Genomic DNA, 23,339 nt, shown 5'->3' with positions numbered 1-23,339 from the left:
GTCAAGCGATCCGCTGCGCGACCAGCGCTTCCAGCGTGCGCTGGTCGGCGGCGAACTTGCGGATGCCTTCGCCGAGCTTCTCCGTCGCCATCGCGTCCTCGTTGTGCTGCCAGCGGAACGCGGCTTCATCCAGTGGCGCGGGCGGCGCGCGGCGTTCGCCGGCATCGACCAGCGCGCGTTCGACCGCGGCATCGGACTGTTCCAGCGCGGCCAGCAGGTCCGGCGAGATGGTGAGCCGGTCGCAGCCGGCCAGCGCCAGCACTTCGCCGGTGTTGCGGAAGCTGGCGCCCATCACCACGGTGGCGTAGCCGTGGCGCTTGTAGTGCCGCCAGATGCGCGTCACCGACTGCACGCCGGGATCGTCCCGCGGCGTGGCCGGTTTCTGCATGCCGTTGGCGAGGTGCCAGTCGAGGATGCGGCCGACGAAGGGCGAGATCAGGAACGCGCCGGCCTCGGCGCAGGCGACCGCCTGGGCGAACGAGAACAGCAGGGTGAGGTTGCAGTGGATGCCTGCGCGTTCCAGCGCTTCGGCGGCGCGGATGCCTTCCCAGGTGCTGGCGATCTTGATCAGCAGTCGGTCGCTGCCGATGCCGGCATCCGCATACAGCTGCACCAGCCGGTGCGCCTTGGCGATGGTGGCCTCGGTGTCGAAGCTCAGCCGCGCATCGACCTCGGTGGAGACGCGGCCGGGGATCAGCTTGAGGATCTCGCAGCCGATGGCGACGGCCAGCCGGTCGCAGGCGTCGCCGACGCGGTCGTCGCCGGCGGCCCGGGCGATCGCGGCATCCAGCAGCGGCGCGTATGCCGGCAGCGCGGCCGCTTTCAAGAGCAGCGAGGGATTGGTGGTGGCGTCCATCGGCTTGAAGCGGGCGATGGCCTCGATGTCGCCGGTGTCGGCGACCACGGCGGAGAACTGGCGCAGTTGTTCGAGTTGGCTGGTCACGGGATTCGCGTCGTCATGTGTCGGTCGATTGTCGCTCAGTACAGTTCCGCCGGATCGACATCCAGCGACCAGCGCAGCTTGCGTGCTTCCGGCATGGCCTGCAGCCGCGGCATCAGCGCGTCGAGCGCGGCATGCAGGCGCCGGCGCTCGCTCGCGGCCAGGATCAGCTGCGCGCGCAGGTAGCCGGCGCGGCGCGGCATCGGCGCCGGCAGCGGGCCGGCGATCTCGATCCCCGCATCGCCCAGCAGGTCCTTCGCGCGCTGCAGGAACTGCATCGGCGGATCGGCATGCTTGGCCTCGGCGCGCAGCAGGGCGAGGTGCGCGAACGGCGGGAAATCCGCGGCCTCGCGCAGGGCGAGTTCGCCCTCGGCGAAGGCGTGGTAGCCGCCGGCGATCAGGGTCAGCAGCAACGGATGTGCGGGGTGGTGGGTCTGCACCAGCACCGTGCCCGGCTTGTCGGCGCGGCCGGCGCGGCCGGCGACCTGGATCAGCAGTTGCGCGAGCTTTTCGCCGCTGCGGAAGTCGGCGGAGAACAGGCCTTCGTCGACGCCGACCACCACCACCAGGGTGAGGTTCGGCAAGTCGTGGCCCTTGGCCAGCATCTGCGTGCCGACCAGGATGCCGGGCTTTGAACCGAGTTCGGCGAAGTGGCGTTCGATCGCGTCGCGGCGCTGCGAGCTGCCGCGGTCGATGCGCAGCACCGGCGCGTCGGGGAAGCGCTCCTTCAATACTTCCTCGATGCGTTCGGTGCCCGCGCCCTGCGCTTGCAGCGCCAGGCTGGCGCAATCCGGGCAGGCCAGCGGCACCGCGCGGCGATGTCCGCAGTGATGGCATTGCAGGCGCCGGCCGCCGCCGTGCACGGTCATCGCGCTGGGCTTGTCGGGCGTGCCGCAGCGCGTGCAATGCGCGCTCCAGCCGCAGTCGTGGCAGAGCAGCACCGGCGCGTAGCCGCGGCGGTTCTTGAACACCAGCACCTGCCCGCCGGCACCCAGTGCGGCGCGGATGGCGTCGAGCGCCGCGTTCGACAAGCCGGCCTGCAGCGGCTGCTTGCGCACATCGAGCACGCGCACCGCGGGCGGTTTCGCCTCGCCTGCTCGCTGCCGCAAGCGCAGGTGCGCATAACGGCCCGACTGCGCGTTGTGCAGCGATTCCAGCGACGGCGTGGCGCTGCCCAGCACCACCGGCACGCCCAGCGCGCGCGCGCGGACGATGGCGAAATCGCGCGCGTGGTAGCGGATGCCGTCGAACTGCTTGTAGCTGCCGTCGTGTTCCTCGTCGACCACGATCACGCCCGCTTCCGGCAGCGGCACGAACACCGCCGAGCGGGTGCCGACGATCACCCGCGCCTGCCCGCGCGCCGCCGCCAGCCACGCGCGTGCGCGTTCGCCGTCGTTGAGCCCGGAATGCAGCGCATGCACCGGCACCCCCAGCCGCGCGCGGAAGCGCGCCAGCGCCTGCGGGGTCAGGCCGATTTCCGGCACCAGCACCAGCGCCTGCCTGCCGCGCGCGATGCAGTCGGCGATCGCGTCCAGGTAGACCTCGGTCTTGCCGCTGCCGGTGACGCCGTCGAGCAGGAACGCAGCGAAGCCATCGACGGCGCGGATCGCATCGGACGCGCTGCGTTGTTCGGCGTTGAGCGAAATGGCGGCGGGGGGAATCCGGCCCGGCTCGGTTGCCTGCGTGTCCATCGCAAGCGCGATGCGCTCGACCAGCCCGCGTTCGCGCAAGGCGCGCAGCGGCGCACGCCAGCCTGGCGCTTCGCCATCCAGCCAGTCTTCGTCGCGGATGCCGGCGAGCAGGGTCGCCAGCGCCTGCGGCTTGCCGGCGCGCATGGCCGGCAACGCGGTGCGGCCGGCTTCGCTCAAACGCCAGCCATGGACGGCGGTGTCCGGCAGCGGCTCGCCGCGGCGCAAGGCCGCCGGCAAGGCGCCGGCCAGCACTTCGCCCAAGGGTGCGTGCAGGTAGCCGGCCAGCCAGTGCAGCGAGGCCAGCAATTCGCCCTGCAGCAGGGGTTCACCCTCCGGCAGGGCCAGCGCGGGCTTGGGCTCGATACCGGCTTCGGCCTGGCCGTGGCCGCTGACGATCCCGACCAGCTCGCGCGCGGCGAACGGCACCAGGATGCGCTGGCCGATCGCCACCGATGCGGCTTGTACGCCGGGTGGCGGTAGGTAGTCGAAAAGGCGCTGCAGCGGCACCGGCAGGGCCACACGCAGCACGGTAGGGGGCGCCTGCATCGGGGCAGTCTAGAGCAGGCCATTCCGCCGGGTGCGGCGGACCGCATGGCGCCACAACCGGGTTTGCGCGGCACAACTGATCCGGCGCTGATGAAAGTCGCGTAACTTGCCGTCTTGATTGGGAAAACTGCTTTATCCACATCGTTTGTGGATAAGTCTGTGCATGGCGTCCCCCTGCGGGTGCGCGAAGGCCGTACGACAAGCCCTGCGCACGCTTTGGTGAAAAAACAGCCATTCAGGACAAATCCAATAAAAACAATCGCTTGCCCGTGAAACGCGATTGTCATGCGGGGTCCGGAACGCGTGGAACACCCGGCGGTGAAGCTTTTATGACGCCTGTGCACAACCGCTTTACCCACAGCCCGCGTCACAGCTGGCGGAGCCGCGCTTTCGCGGGCTGTCAAGCGTTCGTTTCGTCGGTCACTGTCGGCTGGCGCGGCTAAGATTGCGCTGTGCAGCCACGCCCGCAATGACCCCCGTTCCCGCTCCGCCGTCTCCGGCAGCCGTCGCCGCGTTCCTGCGCGGCTTGGACAAGCGCGCCCGCCTGTTCGCCGCCGTGCAGGCGGGCGACCAGGCGCGCGGCGCGCGCGCGCTGGCGGCAGTGGCGCGGGTCTTCGCCGCCGAGGCCGGGCAGTGGCCGCTGGCGCAATGGCCGCAGCAATACTGGCGCCTGTTGCTGGCCACGCCTTCGCTGCGCCACGCGGCGAAGACGGAGCCGAACGCGCTGTTGCCCGGCATCGCCCGGCTGGCGCCGGAGCGGCGCGCGGCGGTATTGCTGCACCTGGTCGCGGGGCTGGAGGACGATGTCGCGGCGGCGGCGCTGGGGCTGTCGGCAGCGGCCTACCAGGACAGCATCCGCGACAGCCTGCCGCGCAATGCGCTAGGCCAACCGGATGTCGATGTCTGGCGTGCATGGCGCGCGGCGGCCCAGCGCGAACTCGAGCGCGTGCCGGAATTGCCGCCGCTGGTCGAGAAGGCGGCGTCCGCCCCCGCCGGCACGCCGGTGCAGCCCCGGACCGAACCCGGCGCGACCCATGGCGTGCGCTGGCTGTGGCTGGGCGTCGGCACCTGCGTGCTCGCCTTCGCCGCCGCATTCTTCATCCATCCGGCCGGGCGCGAGGCGATTTCGCAATGGCTCGCGACGATCAAGCGCGAGCCGTTGCCGCCAGCGGCGGCGCCGAAGGCCCGTTTCGATGCCGGCGACCTCGCCCTGCATCCGGATCGCGAACAGCTCGCCGCGCCGCGCGAAGCGGCGTATGCCGACGAGCTGGCGCTGTTGGCCTGGCTGGCGAATGCGTCCGACCCCGCCGCCGCGGACGCGGTGCCGTTGCCGATCGCAACCGCGCCGGCGCAAGCCGCTAGCATTGCGGCGGCCGACGAAACCGCCGCGCTGGCAAGCGGCGCGCGGCGCTGGAACGCATTGCCGCCACGCCTGCGCGGCCTGCGCCGCGGCCATTGGCAGGCATGGCGCGCACTGGATGCGGGCGAACGCGTGCAGTTGCGCGGCATCGCGCAGCGGTTCGGGCAGTTGCCGGCGGACGAACGGCAGGCATTGCGCACCCGCTTCGATGCGCAGGGCTCCGATGCGCGCGCGGGCTGGTGGCTGGGCCCGCGGCTGGGGCGCGACTGGCCGCGCGTGGCCGCGCTGTTCGCCTTCGTCGATGAAGGCGATCGCGCGCGGTTGCTGCAGTTGCTGCGCGAGGCGAGCCCGGACGACATCGTCGCGCTGGAACGGCTGGCGCAGAGCACCGCGCCGGAAGACCGCGCGGCCTTGCGCCGCGAGCTGCTGGCGCAGGCGAGGGAACGGCGCGGCAGCTGGCTGCAGGCGCGGTTGCAGCGCTAGGCGCGCGGGCCGAGTATCCGCCGCGTCGCCACGAACCTGCCACCGAAGCGCGCGATGCCATCGCCGCGCAGGCGCGGCGCATGCCGCTCGAAGTAGTCCTGCAGCGCGGCCTGGTCGCGCAGGCGGTAGTGCGTGCAGATCGCGACGCGGCCGGGCGCGGGCGGCGGATCGACCACGTCGGACAGGCGCGCGTCGATGAAGCCGGGCAAGGCGAGGATTTCCTCGACGTGCGCGCGCAACCACGCGCGATACTCGGCCTCGATCGCCGCATCGAGGTCGATGTTGACCTCGTAAATCACCTCGCTCACATCGCCACCAGGCCGATCGCCATGCTCGCGAAGATCGCGAAGCTGAGCAGGATCGTGTAGCAGAAGCCCAGCATGCAGTATTTCAGCAGCGTCATAGGCCAGCCCTGCGCGTAGACGCGCTTCTGCATGATCAGCAGGTAGACCGGCATCCACGCGAGCAGCAGGCCCTCGACCCAGCCGAACAGGCCGGCAAGCGCGCCGCCGTTCGGCGCCAGCCACTGCTCCAGCGCGCGCACCAGCAGCACCAGCAACAGGTCCAGGCACAGGAAGGCGTGGCTGTGCAGGGCCACCACCACGTGTTCCATGTACAGCCGGCGCTTGAACAGGTAGGCCAGCTTCAGCATCAGCGCGAAGATCGGCACCAGCACGAACAGGGTGGTCGGCACCGCGCTCAGCACCGCGTCCTTGAACGCGGACGGGTCCTGCTTCAGCCGTTCGATGTTGCGGTTGCCGCGCACGATCTGGTCGTTGAGCCAGCGGTTGGCGAAGGCAGGCAGCCACGCCTTGTCGATCGGGTTCTTCTTCGGATCCCAGCGCTTGCCGTTGATGCTGAGGTTGAGCTTGTTCTCGTCCGGCTCCGCTTCCGGCACCGGCTCGCCCTTGGCCTGCGCGTCCTGCAGCTGCTTGATCCGCGCGGCGGCTTCCTCGCGCACCTTCTGCTCGCCGGCTTCGATGCCGGGGATGCCGCTGGCGGCGGGCGTGTCGGCCATGTTTTGTTTCGCTTCCGCGAAGCCTGCGAGTGCGGCATCGCGGCGTTTCTCGACCTCCGCCACGGTGGTCGCGCCGCGGATATCGCTGCTGTTGCCCTTGCCGTCCACGTCGATCGTGTCCGGGTCGATTTGGAAACTCAGCTGGGCGAAGAAGAACGCGGCGATGCAGAGGAAGAAGAACAGCCGCACCGGGGTGACGTAGCGCACCTGGCGGCCGGCGAAGTATTCGGTGCTGAGGAAGCCGGGCTTGGCGAACAGCGGCGGGATGGTGCGCAGGATGCGGGTGTCGACGTTGAACACGCTGTCGAGCAGGTCGCCGAACAGGTTGCCGAGCGGGCGCACCAGCCCCTTCACCGGTTGCCCGCAGGCGTAGCAGTGGTCGCCGAGCAGCGCCGCGCCGCAGTTGCGGCAGGCGGCCTGCGGCGTGGCATTCGCGGCGGATTCCGCGTTCGCCGCGGCGTGGGCGTCAGTGGTGGTCGTGTTCATCGGCATCGCTCCCTTGGCCGTTAAGATGGCAGCCCGCGCGCATCCGCGCCAGCTTGCGCGCCTGCCGATTTTTCGCATGACCTCCAACGCCGCCACGCCACGCTTCGCCGACGAGGTGCGCCATAGCGCGCGCCTGGCCGCGCCATTGGCGGCGGGCCACCTGTCGCATGGCCTGGTCGGTTTCGTCGACACCGTGGTCGCCGGTCGCCATGGCACCACCACGCTGGCGGCGGTGGCGGTCGGCACCGCGCTGTTCTGGCTGCCGATGATGCTGCCGATGGGCACGCTGATGGCCTTGCCGCCGTCGGTGTCGCAACTCGACGGCGCGCGCCGGCGCGACCAGATCGGCCCGCTGTGGCGGCAGTCGCTGTGGCTGGCGGTCGGGCTGGGCGCGTTGCTGTTCGCGCTGATCACGGTGCTGCCGTGGATGCTCGCACCGATGGGCATCGCGCCCGACATCATTCCCGGCGCCACCGACTTCCTGCATGCGATCCGCTGGGGCATCCCCGCGTTCACCCTGTACCTGTGCATGCGCTACCTCAGCGATGGCCTGCACTGGTCGCTGCCGACGATGCTGATCGGCTTCGGCGGCCTGCTGTTGCTGGCGCCGGCGGGTTACGTGTTGACCAATGGCCTGTTCGGCCTGCCGGCGATGGGCGCGGCAGGCCTCGGCTGGGCGTCTGCGGCGATGTTCTGGGCGCAGTTGCTGGCGTTCGCGCTGTACCTGCGGCTGGCGCCGCGCTTCGCCGACCTGCGCCTGTACGCGCAGTGGGAACGGCCGCAGTGGGCGACGATCCGCGGCCTGCTCGGTCGCGGCCTGCCGATCGGCGTCACCATCACCATGGAAGGCAGCCTGTTCATCGTCACCACCCTGCTGATCGGGCGGCTGGGCGACGTGTCGGTGGCGGCCCACCAGGTGGCGATCAACGTGGCCACGCTGTGCTTCATGATCCCGTTCGGGGTGGCCGAGGCGACCACGGTGCGCGTGGGCCATGCGCTGGGACGCGGCGACCGCGACGGCATCCGCCGCGCCTATTTCGCCGGGTTGGCGCTGGTGCTGGGCACGCAGGCGCTGTCCGCGCTGGTCATGCTGTTCGGCAACCACGCCATCGTCGCCATGTACACCGGCGACGCGGTGGTCGGCGCGCTGGCGGCCTCGTTGTTGCTGTATGCCGCGCTGTTCCAGTTCCCGGACGGCGTGCAGGTGCTGTCCGCAGGTGCCCTGCGCGGGCTCAACGACACCCGGGTGCCGATGTGGCTGGCGGCGCTGGCCTACTGGGGCATCGGCATGCCGGTCGGCGCCGGGCTGGGGCTGGCGCTGGGCTGGGGGCCGAAGGGCATGTGGCTGGGCCTGACCGCCGGGCTGTCGGTCGCCGCCTTCCTGCTGTGCCGGCGCTTCTTGCGCAGCAGCCGCAGCGTCCCCATCGTGCAGGCGGCACCGGTCGAAGCCGGGCCATCGGTCACCGTGACCGATGCCGCATGAGCTTTTCACGCCGTATCGATAGCATGTCGTCCATACGCAACACTGGTTTTTCCCGGAGCACGCAATGAACCAACCGCGCAGCCGCGGCCCCATCGCCCGTCTTTTCATCGGCCTGTGGGACGCGGTCAATTTCAGCCGTCGGCTGGTGTTCAACCTGCTGTTCCTGCTGGTGGTGTTCGTGCTGCTGGCGGCGATGTTCGGCGGCGGCAAGCTGGCGCCGCTGGCGGAGCGCTCGACCCTGGTGATCGAGCCCGAGGGCCGGCTGGTCGAGCAGTACAGCTGCGATCCGGTCAGCCGCGCGTTCGCGCGCGCGACCAACGGCGAGGACTGCCGCGAGATCCGCCTGCGCGACGTGCTGCGCGCGCTGGATGCGGCGCGCACCGACAAACGCATCGACCGCGTGGTGCTGCACCTCGACGAACTGCAGCCGAGCGGCTTCGCCTCGCTGCGCGACGTCGCCGCGGCGATCGCCAAGGTCAAGGCCGCCGGCAAGCAGGTGGTCGCCTATGGCGAGAACTTCAGCCAGGGCCAGTACCTGCTCGCGGCGCAGGCGAACAAGGTCTATCTCGACCCGATGTCGCAGGGCGGGGTGATGCTGGAAGGCCTGGCCGGCTACCGCCAGTACTTCCGCCAGGGCCTGCAGGACAAGCTCGGCGTGGACATGCACCTGTTCAAGGTCGGCGAGTACAAGTCGGCGGCCGAGCCGTACATCCTCGATGCCGCTTCGCCGGAGTCGAAGGAAGCCGACCTGTTCTGGATGAACGACGTGTGGCAGCGCATGCTCGCCGACATCGGCAAGGCGCGCGGGCTGCAGCCGGCCGCGCTGGCGGCGAACATCGACGCGATGGCCGAGCAGGTCGCCGGCGCCAAGGGCGACCTTGCGCAGATGGCGTTGCAGCAGAAGCTGGTGGATGGCCTGAAGACCCGCGAGGAGGTCGAGGACCTGCTGGCCGAGGGCGGCGAGGCCGACGACACCGCCGAGGGCGGTTTCCGCCAGGTCGACCTCGACACCTACACGCAGCACCTCGACGGCGCGCTGGCGCCGGCCGACATGCGCCCGCAGGTGGCGGTGGTGGTGGCCGAGGGCGAGATCGCCGGCGGCGATCTGCCGCCCGGCCAGGTTGGCGGCGAATCCACGGCGGCGCTGTTGCGCAGCGCGCGCGATGACGACAACGTGAAGGCGCTGGTGCTGCGGGTGAATTCGCCGGGCGGCGAAGTGTTCGCTTCCGAGCAGATCCGCCGCGAAGTCGCCGCGCTGAAGGAAGCGGGCAAGCCGGTGGTGGTCTCGATGGGCGACGTGGCGGCCTCCGGCGGCTACTGGATCAGCATGAACGCCGACCGCATCTACGCCGATCCCTCGACCATCACCGGTTCGATCGGCATCTTCGGCCTGTTCCCCACCGCCGACCGCGCGCTGGACAAGATCGGCGTGCATACCGACGGCGTCGGCACCACCAAATATGCCGGCGCGTTCGACGTGACCCGCGCGCTGGACCCGGGCGTGGGCGCGATCGTGCAGTCGGTGATCGACAAGGGTTACCGCGATTTCACCGGCAAGGTCGCGCAGGCGCGCGGGCGCAGCGTGGAGCAGGTCGATGCGGTCGCGCGCGGCCGGGTGTGGAGCGGCGAACAGGCGAAGGAACGTGGCTTGGTGGATGCCTTCGGCGGCGTCGAGGCCGCGGTCGCCGATGCCGCCGCGCGCGCCAAGCTCGGCAAGCCGGAAACATGGCAGACCCGCTACATCGAGGAATCGGCGAAGCCGTTCGAGCAGTGGTTCGGCGGCCTGGTCAGCAGCCATGCCGGCCTTGGCCTGCTGCGCGCCTCCGGGATCGGCGAGGCCCTGTTGCTGCAGCACGTGACCAGCCAGGCCGCTACGCCGCTGCGTTTCGTCGAGAACGCGCTCAAGCAGCGCGGCAGCGTGCGGGTGACCCCGCTGGCGCACTGCTTCTGCAGCGCGCAGTAAGGCCGCGGCCGCTCAGCGGCGGACGTCGAGGCGTTCGCCGTTGACCAGCGCCGATGCGCTGCAGCAGGCCGGCGACGAGGATCTGGTGATCCTGCTGGCCTATCCGAAGGCCGCGGACTAGCGATTCACCGGGCGGCGGCGTCGAGCGCCGCCTTTTCCTTCGCCGCCGCCTGCTCGCTATTGGCCACCGCGGCGCGCGCGGCATCCTTGTAGGCATCGGCCTGGGCGACGATCGCCGGCTTCGCTTGCGGATCGGGCCGGCGTTCCTCTTCCGGCGGTTTCGGCGGCGAACATCCCGCCAACGCGAGGACGAGCAGGCAGGCGAGGGGCGATGCGATGCGCATGGCGGTCTCCGGCGGTGCGGGCGTGCCCTATCCTACGCCCGGGATGACGGATCGGAGCCGCGCATGGCATCGCAACGCTGGACGCTGGACGGACAACGCGCGCTGGTGACCGGCGCCAGCGCCGGGATCGGATTGGCGATCTGCCGCGAACTGCTGGGTTTCGGCGCGCAGGTGTTGATGGTCGCGCGCGATGCGGCCTTGCTGGAGCGCGCGCGCGCCGACCTCGAGGACGAATTCCCCGGCCCCGAGGATGCGGTGCTGGCGCTGGCGGCGGACGTCACCGACGAGGAGCAGCGCAACGAGATCCTCGACTGGGCGGCCGACCACGGCGGGCTGCACATCCTGGTCAACAACGCCGGCGGCAACCTCACCCGCCCGGCGCTGGACTACGGCGAGGACCAGTGGCGCGGGATCTTCGAGACCAATCTCTTTTCCGCGTTCGAGCTGTGCCGCGGCGCGCATCCGCTGCTGGCCAAGCACGCCGCATCGGCGATCGTGAACATCGGCAGCGTCTCCGGCGAAACCCACGTGCGCAGCGGCGCGCCCTACGGCATGAGCAAGGCGGCGCTGCACCAGATGACCCGCAACCTCGCGGTGGAATGGGCCGAGGACGGCGTGCGGGTGAACAGCGTCGCGCCGTGGTACATCCGCACGCGGCGTACCAGCGGCAAGCTGTCCGATCCCGACTACCTCGACGAGGTGTTGCTGCGCACGCCGCTCGGCCGCATCGGCGAGCCGGAGGAAGTGGCGGCGGCGGTCGCGTTCCTGTGCCTGCCGGCGGCCAGCTACATCACCGGCGAATGCCTCGCGGTGGACGGCGGATTCTTGCGTTACGGCTTCTGAGCCGGTGCCGGCGCCACCGGCGAACAACTGCTCGCCTTCACCTTCGCGTCGATCGCATCGAACGTCGCCTGGCGTTCGCCGCGGGTGTCGTTGCTGGCGTACTTCAGCTTGAAATCGGCATCGTCCAGCCGCCGCAGCCAGGCCTCGCACAGGCCTTCGGCGGGGATCGCCGTGCACGTGTCTTCCCGCATCTCGCAGGCGCTGCCGGCACCGAGGTTGGCGCTGCCGTCGATGCCGGTCACCTGCAGCGGCGCGCAGCGCGCCTCGGGGGTGGCGGTTTCACCGAGGTAGTCGTCGCCTTCCCAGGTCGTGCACTGGTACAGCGCCGGCGGCGGCGGCAGTCCGGCGGCTTCCGGCGCCGGTTTGCGCTTCATGTTCGGGCCGCTGACCATCACGAAGTCGCCATACACGGGCGCAGTCGCCGGCGCTTCCGCCTTCGGCTTGGCGGCCGGCACCGGCACCGTGCGCACCGAGCCGATCCGCCTGATTTCCTGCTTCATCCCGGGCGCGCAAGGCGTGCCGTTCTGCAGCGAGGTATTGCCCTTGGCGTCGGTGCATTTGTAGAACACCGTTTCCTGCGCGGGTGCGGCGGGCGGCGCCAGCGCCGCCAGCAGCGCGAACACGCTCGCGATGATGCAGGCCCGGCGCATGTCAGCGGCCACCGCAGTCGTTGTCGAGGCGGGCGTTGATGCCGCGTTCCTCCACTCGCAACGCATCGCGCTCGGACGGCATCGCGTTGAAGAAACGGGTGCGGATCTCGTCGCGACGGTCGCGCAGGCGTGCGCAGGCTTCGGCTGGCGGCAACATCGCGCAGTCGTCGCGGATCCAGCTGCCACCGCCGGTCGCCACTGGCCAGCGGATGTCGCGCATGGGTGGGCGCATCGGTTGGTCCGGCCGAGGCTCGCGGCCGCCGATATTGCTTCCAAGCGAGGTGCGCGGGCGCACGGCCGGATAGCCCAGCGTCCACAGCGGCACCCAGCGCGGATTGCCGTCGCCGTTTTCGCTGGTGTAGCGCCTGCCTTCGTGGGTCACGCATTCGTACATCGCCCGCGGCGGCGCCAGGTAGACCACCTGCGTGGGCGCTGGCGGCGGGGCCGGCGCCGCGGCGGGCGCGGCCGGGCGGGCGGTTGCCGGCGCGTCCTTCGGCCGCAGCATGTCGCGCGCCTGCTGCGACTGGCCCTTGGGGCAGGGCGTATCGCGCAGGGCCTGCTTGCCGGCGGCGTCGGTGCAGCGGTAGATGCGCACTTCGCCGCTGCTTTGCGCAGCCGCGGCGAAGGCCGCGCAGAGCAACAAGGCGATGGCGAGGATCCGCGTCATGCGCGCATCTTGCGCGCGCGCGGCTGAATCGCAAGTGCGCGGGTTCAGAGGCGCAGGGCCGCGCCGGTGCGCGCGTCGCGGATCTCGGTAGGACGCAGCAGGCCGCCGGTTTCGCCCTGCAGCACGGCATCCACGGCCTGGACGACGCGCGGGTCGAGCTGGCCGATCGCATGCGCGGCGGGTTCGCCGGCGCGGTTGGCGCTGGTCGAGACCAAGGCGCCGCCGTAGGCATCGCACAGCGCGACCACCGCGGGATGCGCGCTGACCCGCACCGCGATGCCCGCATGCGCGCCGGTCACCCAGCGCGGCGCCTGGGCGGAGGCCGGCACGATCCAGGTATGCGGCCCGGGCCAGCTGGCGCGCACGGCGTCGCGTTGCGCCGCATCCAGCGCGGCCATGTCGATGAACGGCGCGAGCTGCGCTTCGTCGGCGGCGATCAGGATCAGGCCCTTCTCGACTTCGCGTTGCTTGATCGCGAGCAGGCGCAGGGTCGCGGCCTGGTCGCGCGGTTCGCAGCCCAGGCCCCAGACCGCTTCGGTCGGATAGGCGATCACGCCGCCGGCGCGAAGCGCGGCGACGGCTTCGGCGATGCTGCTGCGCGCGGTCATCGCCGGCTCAGAACGGCGCGTCTTCGCGCGCGGGCTTCTTGATCACGCGCTTCTTGCCCACCTCGACCTTGCCTGCGGTCAGCAAGGGCTTGGCCGGCTCTGGGTGCGGGCTCACATAGGCCTTCTTCGCCACGGCTTTCTTCGCGGCCTTCTTGGCGACTTTCTTCGCCGCCGCCTTCTTCGCGGGCTTCTTCTCCGCAGGCGCCTTCTTCGTCACGGCCTTCTTCGCCGCCGCCTTCTTCGCACCGAAGCCGCGGCGCGCCGGCTTGCCGGTTTCGGCCAGCAGCAGCTGCACTTCCTCGAGGGTCAGCGAGGCCGGCTCGCGATCCTTCGGGATCTTGCCGTTGAGCTTGCCGTCGCTGATGTACGGGCCGAAGCGGCCGTTCAGCACCTGCACGTCGCTGTCGGCCCATTCCTTGATGACCCGGTTGCGCGCGATCTCTTCCTTCTCCTCGATCAGGAACACCGCGCGCGCCAGGTCGATGGTGTACGGATCGTCTTCCTTCTTCAGCGAGGCGTAGGTGCTGCCGCGCTTGGCGAACGGGCCGAAGCGGCCGATGCCGACGCTCACCTCTTCGCCGTCGTGCTGGCCCAGCTTGCGCGGCAGCTTGAACAGCTCGATCGCGTCTTCCAGGGTGATCGTGTGCATCGACTGGCCGGGCCGCAGCGAGGCGAACTCCAGCTTCTCGTCGGTGTCCTTGTCGCCGATCTGCGCGTACGGTCCGTAGCGGCCCAGGCGCACGCTGACCGGCTTGCCGGACTTCGGGTCGGTGCCGAGTTCGCGCGCGCCGGTGGCTTCGCTGCGGTCGACCGATTCGGCCTTCTCGTCGACCAGCTCCTTGAACGGCCCCCAGAACTTCTCCATCAGCGGGATCCATTCCTCCTCGCCGGCGGCCACCGCATCGAGTTCGTCCTCGAGCTTGGCGGTGAAGTCGTAGTCGACGTAGCGGGTGAAGTGCGAGCTGAGGAAGTTGGAGACCGCGCGGCCCACGTCGGTGGGGCGGAAGCTGCGGCCTTCCATCTCCGCGTACTTGCGGAACAGCAGGGTCTGGATGATCGAGGCGTAGGTGGACGGGCGGCCGATGCCGTATTCCTCCAACGCCTTGACCAGCGCGGCCTCGGTGAAGCGCGGCGGCGGCTGGGTGAAGTGCTGGTCGGCGTGGATGCGGTCCAGCGGCACGCGGTCGCCGGGCTTCATCGGCGGCAGCTTGCGGCCTTCGTCCTCGTCCTCCGCGCTCTTGCTGTCCTTGCCTTCCTCGTACACGGCCAGGAAGCCGGACACCACCACGGTGGTGCCGCTGGCGCGGAAGCTGTGCTCGGAGCCGGCGGCCAGTTCCACGGTCACCGTGTTGAGCGTGGCCGGGATCATCTGGCTGGCGACCGCGCGCTTCCACACCAGGTCGTAGAGCTTGCGCTCGTCCTCGCTCAGGAAGCGCGCGACCTGCGCCGGGGTGCGCAACGCGGAGGTCGGGCGCACCGCCTCGTGCGCTTCCTGCGCGTTCTTCGACTTGGTCTGGTAGGCGTTCGGCTTGTCCGGCAGCGACGCGGTGCCGTAGTCGCGCGCGATCACGTCGCGGATCTCGGACAGGGCCTCGGCGGACAGGTTGACCGAGTCGGTGCGCATGTAGCTGATCAGGCCGACCGTGCCTTCCTCGCCGATCGCCACGCCTTCGTAGAGTTTCTGCGCGACCTGCATGGTCTTGCGGGTGGTGAAGCCCAGCTTGCGCGCGGCTTCCTGCTGCAGGGTCGAGGTGGTGAACGGCGGCGAGGGCCGGCGCTTGCGCTCCTTGGCGCCGACATCGGTGACATGCAGCGACCCCTGGGCGGCGGCGGCAAGGCGGCTGCGCGCGGCATCGGCATCGTCGCCGTTGGTGATGGTGAACTGTTCGAACTTCTTGCCGTCGAGCTTCGACAGGCGGGCGGTGAAGCCCTGCGACGGATGCGCGACTTCGGCCTCCACCGTCCAGTATTCGCGGGCGACGAAGGCTTCGATCTCCTCCTCGCGCTCGACGATCATGCGCAGCGCCGGCGACTGCACGCGCCCCGCGGACAGGCCGCGCTGGACTTTCCGCCACAGCACCGGCGACAGGTTGAAGCCGACCAGGTAGTCCAGCGCGCGCCGCGCCTGCTGCGCGTCGACCAGGTCGGCGGCGATCGCGCGCGGGTGGCCCATGGCCTCCTTGATCGCGCGCGGGGTGATCTCGGTGAACACCACCCGGTGCAGCGGCTTGTCGCCGATCAGGTTGCGCTCGCGCAGGATCTCGGCGATGTGCCAGCTGATCGCCTCGCCTTCGCGGTCCGGGTCGGTCGCGAGGTAGAGGTTGTCGGCGGCCTTGGCGGCCTTGGCGATCGCGTCGACGTGCTTCTCGTTCTTCTCGATCAGGTCGTAGCGCATGCGGAAATGGTCCGCGGGGTCGACCGCGCCCTCCTTCGGCACCAGGTCGCGCACATGGCCGTAGCTGGCGAGGACGGTGAAGTCCTTGCCGAGGTATTTGTTGATCGTCTTGGCCTTGGCGGGCGATTCGACGACGAGCAGGTTCTTGGCCATGGCGGTGCAGGTTCCGGTGGTGCGGTGAAGGCGGCGTCGAGGAAGGCCGCAGAAGCCAACGCCCGGGGTGGTCTGCCCCGGGCGTTCGGCTTGTTCCTTATTACAGTGGAATCACGGCGGGGGCGGGGCTGTCAAGCGCCGCGGTCCGAAATCGCGGGTCAGTGCACCGGCTCCGGCTCGTCCAGGAACATCTGGGTCTCCATCCAGGCGTAGGCCGCCTCGGCGCCGGGTTGGTTGAACAGGACCATCAACACGACCCATTTCAGGTCGTCCAGGTCCAGTTCCTCCTGGTCCAGCGCCATCGCCCGGTCCAGCACCAGTTCGCGCTGGTCGGCGTCGAGGATGCCGTGCTGCTCCAGGAACAGCAGGAACCCGCGCGATTCGGTGTCCAGCTTGTCCAGTTCGGCGCCGTGGAATACCCGGGTGGGGCCATTGCTGCGCGGTTGGCCGGGGGCCGGGCGCTGCCGGGCCAGTGCGTCCAGCCAGTCGAAGGCGCGGCGGATTTCGGCGGTGGAGAACCCGGCTTCGGTCAGTTCGCCCATCAGCGGGCCGTTCTGGGCGGTGAGGTCGTCGCCGTCGACGCTGACCGCGTCGTTGGTGAAATAGTGCTCGAACAGGTACAGCAGGACATCCAGGATGCTTTCTTTCATGGCCCTCGGCCTGCGCCGCAACGGCGCGTGTGGAGGCAAACACCCGGCTTGAACCGGGCACTCAGACCCCGATCCGGCAGTAGCGGCCGTGTTCCGCCGCGACCCGCCCTTCCAGCTCCAGCGCCAGCAGCATGGAGGACAGTGCGGCAGCCGTCAATCCGCTGCGTTCGACCAGTTCATCCATACCGGTTGGGTCGTGGCCCAATGCCTGCCACAAGCGGTTGTAGTCGGGATCGGACGGGAGCGTGGTTTCGAGGATCGGTTCGACGCCAGCAATGGGGGTGCCCAGTTCGCCACGCAAGGCCCGTGCCAGATCGGCGGCGAGCGGTCCGAGCAGCGCGAGCACCTCGTCCGCGGATTCGACCAGGGTGGCGCCTTCGCGGATCAGGCGGTGGCAGCCGCGCGCCATCGGGTTGTGGATCGAGCCGGGCAGGGCGAACACCTCGCGTCCGGCATCGGCCGCCAGCCTGGCGGTGATCAGCGCGCCGGAGCGGTCCGCGGCCTCGATCACCAGCGTGCCCAGGCTGAGCCCGGCCAGGATGCGGTTGCGGCTGGGGAAATGCTGCTTCAGCGGCTGCGTGCCGGGCAGGTGCTCGCTGACCACGGCGCCGTGGGTCGCCATGCGTTCCAGCAGCGGGCGATGCCGCGGCGGGTAGGCGATGTCCGGCCCGGTGCCGAGTACCGCCAGGGTGGCGCCGCCGGCGTCGAGCGCGGCATTGTGCGCGGCGGCATCGATGCCCGCCGCCAGCCCGCTGGTCACGCACAGGCCTGCCGCCGCCAGGGCGGCGGCGAAGCTCGCGGCATTGGCGCAGCCCCCCGCCGTCGCGGCGCGGCTGCCGACCACGGCCACCGCCGGACGCCAGAGCAGGCCGGCATCGCCGGCCACGAACAGCATCGCCGGCGGGCCGGAGATGCGGCGCAGCAGCGGCGGGTAGTCGGGATCGCGCCAGCCGATCAACTGCCGGCCGGGGGCATCGAGCCAGCATTCGCCGCGCGCGATCGCCTCCCTGCCGGGATTGCGGATCGCGGCGCGGGCATCTGCACCCAGGCCGTGGCTGGCCCAATCCCGCGCGCCCGCCGCCAGCGCGGCAGTCGCGCTGCCGTGGCTGTCGAGCAGGCGCCGCAGTCCGCCGGCGGCGGCGCCGCTGGCGAGCAGGCGCAGCAAGGCGTGTTGTTCGTCGTGGCGCTGTGCTGTCGATGCCGGCATCCATGCAGGATCGGCCGCAAACGACGACGGCGCCCTCGGGCGCCGTCGCGGCATGGCATCGGAAAACTACCCGATCGACACCTCGATCAATAGGGCGCGTCCGGATGCTTCAGTTCGTAGCCGACGCGGGTCGGCTTGACGCTGCTCATCACCAGGGCATAGCTGACCTTGTCGAAGGTGCGGAACACCATCGCATGGCCGGCGAACTCGTCGGGCAGGCGCACCTTCTGCTCGAACATGGTCACGTCGTCGTCGCGATCCAGCCCGTCCTTGACCCGGTCGGTGACCGAGTTGCCGCGGCGCCAGACCGAGAACACGGTGCCGTTGTCGATGCCCTGCGCCGCACCGCCGGAGATCGCGATCACGTCGTGCGGGCCGCCGCTGGTGAGCATGTCCGACACCGCCATCACCTGCAGGCGGCCGTATTCCTGCTGCTGCTTGGGCGGGTGCGGGAAGAACTGCAGGTCGTAGGGCTGCGCCTCGACCGGGATCAGGCGGTCGCCGACCCGGACTTCGCGGCCTTCGCTGTCGAGCAGCAGGGTCGAGGCCTGGATGCCGGCCACTTCGCCACGGGTCACCGTGCCGGTGGATTGGGTCATCAGCTCGTAACCGAGGAATTCGGTGTTCTTGCTCGGGAATACCCAGTTGCTCCACATCGTGCCGGCTTCGCGCATGTGGCGGCCGCGATCGTCGAGGTCTTCGCTCTGGAACAGGTCGCAGCAGTAGCCGGAACGGTCGACGAAGCGGTAACGCTTCTCCGGGCGCACCACCAGGTAGCGCTGGCCCGGGGCGATGCCGTCCAGTCCGCGCACGTAGGCGACCTGGCCATGGCTGCTGCGCAGGCGGTCTTCTTCGAGGCCGACCACATAGGGCAAGTCGTCGATGCTGTCGACGACGCGCAGGTCCTTCAGGAACGGCTCGACCTCGGCCAGCGGCACCGCGTTGACCGGGCTTTCCATGCGCGGACCGGCCTGCAGGCCGACGCGGTCGAGGTAGGCCAGGCTGATGACGTCGCCCGGATAGATCAGGTGCGGATTCTTGATCTGCGGGTTGGCCTGCCAGATTTCCGGCCACAGCCACGGACGCTTGAGGAAGCGGCCGGCGATGTCCCACAGCGTGTCGCCACGCTTGACCACGTAACTGTCCGGGTGGTCGCCGCGCAATTCCGTCGCGACGGCATAGGTCGCCACCGTCAACAGTGCGGTAGCGAACATCGTGCGCAACACGTTGGGGCGCACGGCCCTAGAAACTCGTTCAAGCATGGCGGCCATCTCCCCGCTCCCCTTGGTAAAAAACCCCCTGAAGCCGGGCCACTATAGCCCACAAAACCGGATCGCTGGCAAGCGGGGATCAAGGTTCGGCGCGTTACAATCGCGACCGTAGCCGCAATTGCGGCGACCGCACCCCCGGATTTCCGCCATGGCCCTGCTTCCGATCCTCGAATTCCCCGACCCGCGCCTGCGCACCAAGGCAGTGCCGGTCGATGCCGCCCGGTTGGCCGAACCGTCGTTCCAGCAGTTGGTCGACGACATGTTCGAAACCATGTACGAAGCCCCCGGCATCGGCCTGGCCGCCAGCCAGGTCGACGTGCACCAGCGGTTCATGGTGATAGACGTGACCGAGGACAAAAGCCGGCCGCTGGTGTTCGTGAATCCGCAGATCGGCGCCCGCCAGGGCGAACAGGTGTACCAGGAAGGCTGCCTGTCGGTGCCCGGCATCTACGCCGACGTGACCCGCAGCGACGTGATCAGCGTGCAGGCGCTGGACCGCCACGGCAAGCCGTTCGCGATCGAGGCCGACGGCGTGCTGGCGGTGTGCATCCAGCACGAGATGGACCACCTCGACGGCAAGCTGTTCGTCGACTACCTGAGCCCGCTCAAGCGCGAGATGGTCAAGAAGAAGCTGGCCAAGGCACGCAAGCACGCCGCCTGACCGATGCGCATCGTCTTCGCCGGCACGCCGGAATTCGCCGTGCCCTGCCTGCGCGCGGCGGCGAACAAGGCCGAGGTGGTGGCCGTCTACACCCAGCCGGACCGTCCAGCCGGCCGCGGCCGCGGGCTGACCCCGTCGCCGGTCAAGCTGGAAGCGGTGCAGCGCGGCATCCCGGTGCTGCAGCCGGAGAACTTCAAGTCGGCGCTGTCGAAGCGGGCCTTGCGTGCGCTGAAACCCGACCTGATGGTGGTGGTCGCCTACGGCCTGATCCTGCCGCAGTCGGTGCTCGACATCCCGCTGCACGGCTGCTGGAACGTGCACGCCTCGCTGTTGCCGCGCTGGCGCGGCGCGGCGCCGATCCAGCGCGCGATCGAGGCCGGGGATAGCGAAACCGGCGTCTGCCTGATGCAGATGGAGAAGGGCCTGGACACCGGTCCGGTGCTGCTCGCGCAGGCGCTCGAAATCGGTGCCGACGAAACCGGCGGCCAGCTGCACGACCGCCTGTCCGCACTCGGCGCGCAGGTGCTGGCCGATGCGCTGGGCCTGCTGCGCGCGACCATCGCCCTGCCGCCGCACCCCCAGCCCGATGCGGGGGTGACCTACGCGCACAAGATCGACAAGGCCGAGGCCAGGCTGGACTGGATGCAGCCGGCGGTCGCGCTGGCGAACAAGGTGCGCGCGTTCAATCCGTGGCCGGTGGCGGAAGCGCAGCTGGCCGGCGAGCGCGTGCGCATCCATGGCGCGGTCGCCATCGACGAAGCGCATGCCGCGGTGCCGGGCAGCGTGCTGCGCGCCGGCCGCGACGGCATCGACATCGCCTGCGGCGAAGGCGTGTTGCGCATCCGCGTGCTGCAGCGCGAGGGTGGCAAGGCGATCACCGCCGCGGATTATCTGAACGCACGCCGCGACTTGCCGCGATGAGCGCCGGCGTCGCCACGCGCGTCGCCGCCGCCCGCGTGCTGGACGACGTGCTGCATCGGGGCCGCTCGCTGAAGGCAAGCCTGGGCACCGCGTTGCCGGCGCTGGCGGATCCGCGCGATCGCGCCCTGGTCGAGGCCATCGTGTTCGCCGCCCTGCGCCAGCGCGCGCGCTTCGATGCCGCGCTGGCGCAATGGCTGTCGAAGCCGCTGGGCCAGCGCGACCACGAAATGCGCGCGCTGCTGCACGCCGGTTTCGCCCAGCTGACCCTGGGCATGCCGGGGCATGCGGTCCTCGACGCGACCGTGGAGGCCGTGCGCGCGCTGCGGCGCCCGCACCAGGCCGGGATGGTCAATGCCGTGTTGCGCCGCGCGCAGCGCGAAGGCCTGCCGCCGGCGGCGCACGGCGATGCGTGGCCGGACTGGCTGGCGCACCGCATCCGCGCCGATTGGCCGCAATCGGCCGACGCGATCTTCGAGGCCAGCGCGGAAGAGGCGCCGATGTGGTTGCGCGTGCATGCGCGCGCGACCACTCGCGACGGCTACCTCGCGCGCCTGCACGAAGCCGGCATCGCGGCGGCGGTCGATGAAGACCTGCCGGACGCGATCCGCTTGGACACTTCGCAGCCGGTGCAGCAGCTGCCGGGATTCGACGACGGCGTGGTCTCGGTGCAGGACGGCGCGGCGCAACGCGTGGCCGATGCGCTGGCGCCGAAGCCGCGCGCGCGGGTGCTGGATGCCTGCGCGGCGCCGGGCGGCAAGAGCGCGCACCTGGCCGAGCGCGACCCGTCGCTGCGCATCACCGCGCTCGACGTCGATCCGCGCCGGGTGCGGCGCATGCAGGACGGCTTCGCGCGGCTGAAACTGGCGATCGAAACGCGCAGCGCCGACGCCATGCAAAGCGCGGGATGGTGGGACGGCGTGCCGTTCGACGCGATCCTGCTGGATGCGCCCTGCAGCGCCACCGGCATCGTGCGCCGGCAGCCGGACGTGTTGCTGCACCGGCGCGAGGCCGACATCGCCGCGCTGGTCGCCACCCAGGCGATGCTGCTGGACGCGTCGTGGCCGCTGCTCGCCGCGGGCGGGACGCTGCTGTACGCGACCTGCTCGATCCTGCGCGAGGAAAACGCCGAGCAGGTCGAAGCGTTCCTGGCACGCACACCGGATGCCGCGCTGGCACCGCTGGATGCGACGTTCGGCCACGACACCGGCTTCGGCACGCAACGGCTGCCGGGCGAAGGCGGCATGGACGGGTTTTTCTACGCACGGTTGAGGAAGGCGTAACCGCGCGTCGCTATGATCGCGCGATGACCCCGTCCCCGATGCCGACGCCGCGCCGCGACACCTGGCTGTTCTGGCTGTTCGCGCTGTTGATCCTCGGCGCCGGGCTTGGCCTGCGCGATCCGTGGCCCGCGGACGAGCCGCGCTTCGCGCTGGTGGCGAAGCAGATGGTGGAGAGCGGCGACTGGCTGTTCCCGCATCGCGGCAGCGAGCTGTATTCGGACAAGCCGCCGTTGTTCATGTGGCTGCAGGCCGCGTTCCTGTGGCTGACCGGCAACCTGCGCATCGCCTTCCTGCTGCCCTCGCTGCTCGCCGCACTGGGCACGTTGTGGTGCGTCACCGACCTGGGCGCGCGGTTGTGGACGCGGCGCATCGGCCTGTATGCCGGCTGGGCGGTATTGCTCACGATCCAGTTCACCTGGCAGGCGAAGAAGGCGCAGATCGATCCGCTGGTGGTGTTCTGGATCACCCTGTCCTGCTACGGCCTGCTGCGCCATGCGTTGCGCGGGCCGGACTGGCGGATGTGGGCGCTGGGCTGGGCCGCGGCGGGGCTGGGCACGATCAGTAAGGGCGTCGGCGTGATCGCGCTCTTCGCGTTGCTGCCGGTCGCGGCCGCCTCGCTGCGCGGCTGGCCCGGCGTGCGCCTGCATGCGCGCAACCCGAAGTTCTGGCTCGGCCCGCTCGCCTTCCTTGCCGCCTGCGGCGTGTGGCTGGTGCCGATGCTGGTCGCCGCGCTCGGCAACGGCGGCGCCGACTACCGCGCCTACGTCGACGACATCCTGTTGCGGCAGACGGTGACGCGCTACGCGAATGCATGGCACCACGGCCAGCCGCCCTGGTATTTCATCGAAGTCGCATTGACCGCGTGGTTGCCGACGATGCTCGCGCTGCCGTGGGCGATCCCGGCATGGAAGCGCCGCCTGCAGCGGCGCGATGCGCGCTTCCTGCTGCCGCTGGCCTGGATCCTGCTGGTGTTCGTGTTCTTCAGCATCCCGTCCGGCAAGCGCGACATGTACATCCTGCCGGCGCTGCCGATGCTGTGCCTGGCGCTGGCGCCGCTGTTGCCGGGGATCCTGCGCAAGCCGAACGCGCAACGGCTGCTGCTCGCCTTCGTCGGGGTGTTCTCGATGGCGCTGCTGGGCGCGGGTCTGGCGATGCTGTTCGGCGAACCCGGCTTCGAACGCCGTTTCATGGATGGCCGCGATGCCGGCGTCGCGCACGGCCTGGCCGCGATGTTCGTGGCGACCGGCGCGGTCGGCGTCGGCGGCTTGCTGTGGTACGGGCGCCGTCGCGCGCAGGCGGCGCTGGTGGCGATGCTGGCGACGCTGTGGGTGTTGTACTCGCTGGTCGGCGCGCCGCTGCTCAACGACGGCTCGTCGTCGCGCGGCTTGATGCGCGAGGTCGGTGCCGCGATCGGCCCCGATGCCGAACTCGGCCTGGTGGGCTGGCGCGAACAGCAGTTGCTGATGGCCGATCGGCCGGCGGCGGATTTCGGCTTCAAGCGCGATCCGAAGCTGCAGTTCGCCGATGCGCTGGCGTGGCAGCGGCAGGCGCCGGCATCGCGCTGGCTGCTGGTCGAAGGCGAAGCCTTGCCGGCATGCGTGGACCAGGCGCGCGCGCGCGACATGGGCAATGCCAACCGCAGGCGATGGTGGTTGCTGGACATCTCGCCTTCAGGGGGCTGTCGCTAGGCTCCGCCGTTCCAGTCAGGCATGGATGCGG

At 70.3% G+C, this 23,339-nt stretch carries 20 protein-coding genes; 8 read left to right on the top strand and 12 right to left on the bottom strand.

Features of this window, described 5'->3' with window-relative positions; all coding sequences use genetic code 11:
- Window position 1: 1 nt before the first annotated feature.
- Window positions 2-943 (bottom strand): transaldolase, encoded by a 942-nt coding sequence (tal, locus tag FHQ07_RS07945; protein ID WP_139716299.1) that lies wholly within the window; start codon window positions 941-943, stop codon window positions 2-4.
- Between the two features lie 35 nt (window positions 944-978).
- Window positions 979-3,177: a primosomal protein N' gene (locus FHQ07_RS07940; protein ID WP_139716298.1), complete on the bottom strand. Its 2,199-nt coding sequence runs from the start codon at window positions 3,175-3,177 to the stop codon at window positions 979-981.
- A 526-nt stretch (window positions 3,178-3,703) separates the two neighbouring features.
- Between FHQ07_RS07940 and FHQ07_RS07935 the strand changes: the two genes are divergently transcribed.
- Window positions 3,704-5,020: a DUF3106 domain-containing protein gene (locus tag FHQ07_RS07935; protein ID WP_168191510.1), complete on the top strand. Its 1,317-nt coding sequence runs from the start codon at window positions 3,704-3,706 to the stop codon at window positions 5,018-5,020.
- On the opposite strand, the gene FHQ07_RS14380 is transcribed toward FHQ07_RS07935, so the two are convergent.
- Together FHQ07_RS14380 and FHQ07_RS07930 are read right to left on the bottom strand one after the other, a co-directional pair.
- A complete protein-coding gene (locus FHQ07_RS14380) occupies window positions 5,017-5,328 on the bottom strand; it encodes a DUF4286 family protein (protein WP_168191509.1) in 312 nt (103 codons plus the stop codon). The genes FHQ07_RS07935 and FHQ07_RS14380 overlap by 4 nt on opposite strands.
- Window positions 5,325-6,524, bottom strand: coding sequence for a DUF3667 domain-containing protein (locus FHQ07_RS07930; RefSeq protein WP_168191508.1), 1,200 nt, complete (start codon window positions 6,522-6,524; stop codon window positions 5,325-5,327). The genes FHQ07_RS14380 and FHQ07_RS07930 overlap by 4 nt, the downstream gene beginning before the upstream one ends.
- A gap of 76 nt (window positions 6,525-6,600) precedes the next feature.
- Here FHQ07_RS07930 and FHQ07_RS07925 point away from each other — a divergent pair, with 76 nt between their 5' ends.
- A complete protein-coding gene (locus FHQ07_RS07925; RefSeq protein ID WP_139716295.1) occupies window positions 6,601-8,007 on the top strand; it encodes an MATE family efflux transporter in 1,407 nt (468 codons plus the stop codon).
- A 64-nt stretch (window positions 8,008-8,071) separates the two neighbouring features.
- Window positions 8,072-9,970, top strand: coding sequence for a signal peptide peptidase SppA (gene sppA, locus FHQ07_RS07920; protein ID WP_139716294.1), 1,899 nt, complete (start codon window positions 8,072-8,074; stop codon window positions 9,968-9,970).
- A 125-nt stretch (window positions 9,971-10,095) separates the two neighbouring features.
- On the opposite strand, the gene FHQ07_RS07915 is transcribed toward sppA, so the two are convergent.
- The gene (locus FHQ07_RS07915; RefSeq protein ID WP_139716293.1) at window positions 10,096-10,314 is read right to left on the bottom strand and encodes a hypothetical protein; all 219 of its coding nucleotides are present in this window, start codon (window positions 10,312-10,314) and stop codon (window positions 10,096-10,098) included.
- A gap of 63 nt (window positions 10,315-10,377) precedes the next feature.
- Here FHQ07_RS07915 and FHQ07_RS07910 point away from each other — a divergent pair, with 63 nt between their 5' ends.
- A complete protein-coding gene (locus FHQ07_RS07910) occupies window positions 10,378-11,157 on the top strand; it encodes an SDR family oxidoreductase (protein WP_139716292.1) in 780 nt (259 codons plus the stop codon).
- Here the strand turns inward: FHQ07_RS07910 and FHQ07_RS07905 are convergent.
- The 7 genes from FHQ07_RS07905 to FHQ07_RS07875 form a co-directional block, all read right to left on the bottom strand.
- A complete protein-coding gene (locus FHQ07_RS07905; RefSeq protein ID WP_168191507.1) occupies window positions 11,145-11,819 on the bottom strand; it encodes a hypothetical protein in 675 nt (224 codons plus the stop codon). The two genes, FHQ07_RS07910 and FHQ07_RS07905, sit on opposite strands and share 13 nt — an antisense overlap.
- A complete protein-coding gene (locus tag FHQ07_RS07900) occupies window positions 11,809-12,474 on the bottom strand; it encodes a DUF4124 domain-containing protein (RefSeq protein ID WP_139716290.1) in 666 nt (221 codons plus the stop codon). The genes FHQ07_RS07905 and FHQ07_RS07900 overlap by 11 nt, the downstream gene beginning before the upstream one ends.
- A gap of 44 nt (window positions 12,475-12,518) precedes the next feature.
- Window positions 12,519-13,082: an L-threonylcarbamoyladenylate synthase type 1 TsaC gene (tsaC, locus tag FHQ07_RS07895; RefSeq protein WP_139716289.1), complete on the bottom strand. Its 564-nt coding sequence runs from the start codon at window positions 13,080-13,082 to the stop codon at window positions 12,519-12,521.
- A 7-nt stretch (window positions 13,083-13,089) separates the two neighbouring features.
- Window positions 13,090-15,630 (bottom strand): DNA topoisomerase I, encoded by a 2,541-nt coding sequence (locus tag FHQ07_RS07890; RefSeq protein ID WP_139716288.1) that lies wholly within the window; start codon window positions 15,628-15,630, stop codon window positions 13,090-13,092.
- Window positions 15,631-15,788: 158 nt separating this feature from the next.
- Window positions 15,789-16,280 (bottom strand): DUF494 family protein, encoded by a 492-nt coding sequence (locus FHQ07_RS07885; RefSeq protein WP_139716287.1) that lies wholly within the window; start codon window positions 16,278-16,280, stop codon window positions 15,789-15,791.
- Window positions 16,281-16,341: 61 nt separating this feature from the next.
- Complete coding sequence (gene dprA / locus FHQ07_RS07880) at window positions 16,342-17,487, bottom strand: DNA-processing protein DprA (RefSeq protein ID WP_139716286.1); 1,146 nt, start codon at window positions 17,485-17,487, stop codon at window positions 16,342-16,344.
- 86 nt (window positions 17,488-17,573) lie between these two features.
- Window positions 17,574-18,701: a LysM peptidoglycan-binding domain-containing protein gene (locus FHQ07_RS07875; protein WP_240703449.1), complete on the bottom strand. Its 1,128-nt coding sequence runs from the start codon at window positions 18,699-18,701 to the stop codon at window positions 17,574-17,576.
- A gap of 205 nt (window positions 18,702-18,906) precedes the next feature.
- Between FHQ07_RS07875 and def the strand changes: the two genes are divergently transcribed.
- From def to FHQ07_RS07855, 4 genes are read left to right on the top strand one after another with little or no spacing between them, the layout of a single operon-like run.
- Window positions 18,907-19,419: a peptide deformylase gene (def, locus tag FHQ07_RS07870; RefSeq protein WP_139716285.1), complete on the top strand. Its 513-nt coding sequence runs from the start codon at window positions 18,907-18,909 to the stop codon at window positions 19,417-19,419.
- 3 nt (window positions 19,420-19,422) lie between these two features.
- Window positions 19,423-20,340 carry a methionyl-tRNA formyltransferase gene (gene fmt, locus FHQ07_RS07865; RefSeq protein WP_139716284.1) on the top strand — a complete coding sequence of 306 codons (918 nt, stop codon included), beginning with the start codon at window positions 19,423-19,425 and terminating at the stop codon, window positions 20,338-20,340.
- Entirely contained in the window at window positions 20,337-21,620 is a 1,284-nt protein-coding gene (rsmB, locus tag FHQ07_RS07860) for a 16S rRNA (cytosine(967)-C(5))-methyltransferase RsmB (RefSeq protein ID WP_139716283.1), read from the top strand. Before fmt ends, rsmB begins: the two co-directional genes overlap by 4 nt.
- Window positions 21,621-21,643: 23 nt before the next feature.
- Entirely contained in the window at window positions 21,644-23,308 is a 1,665-nt protein-coding gene (locus tag FHQ07_RS07855; protein ID WP_425476898.1) for an ArnT family glycosyltransferase, read from the top strand.
- The last annotated feature ends 31 nt before the right edge of the window (window positions 23,309-23,339 follow it).

The sequence above is a fragment of the Thermomonas aquatica genome, assembly GCF_006337105.1.
Classification (GTDB): domain Bacteria; phylum Pseudomonadota; class Gammaproteobacteria; order Xanthomonadales; family Xanthomonadaceae; genus Thermomonas; species Thermomonas aquatica.
The sequence above is the reverse complement of the archived record's forward strand: the minus strand, read 5'-3'. Positions and strand labels throughout refer to the sequence as shown.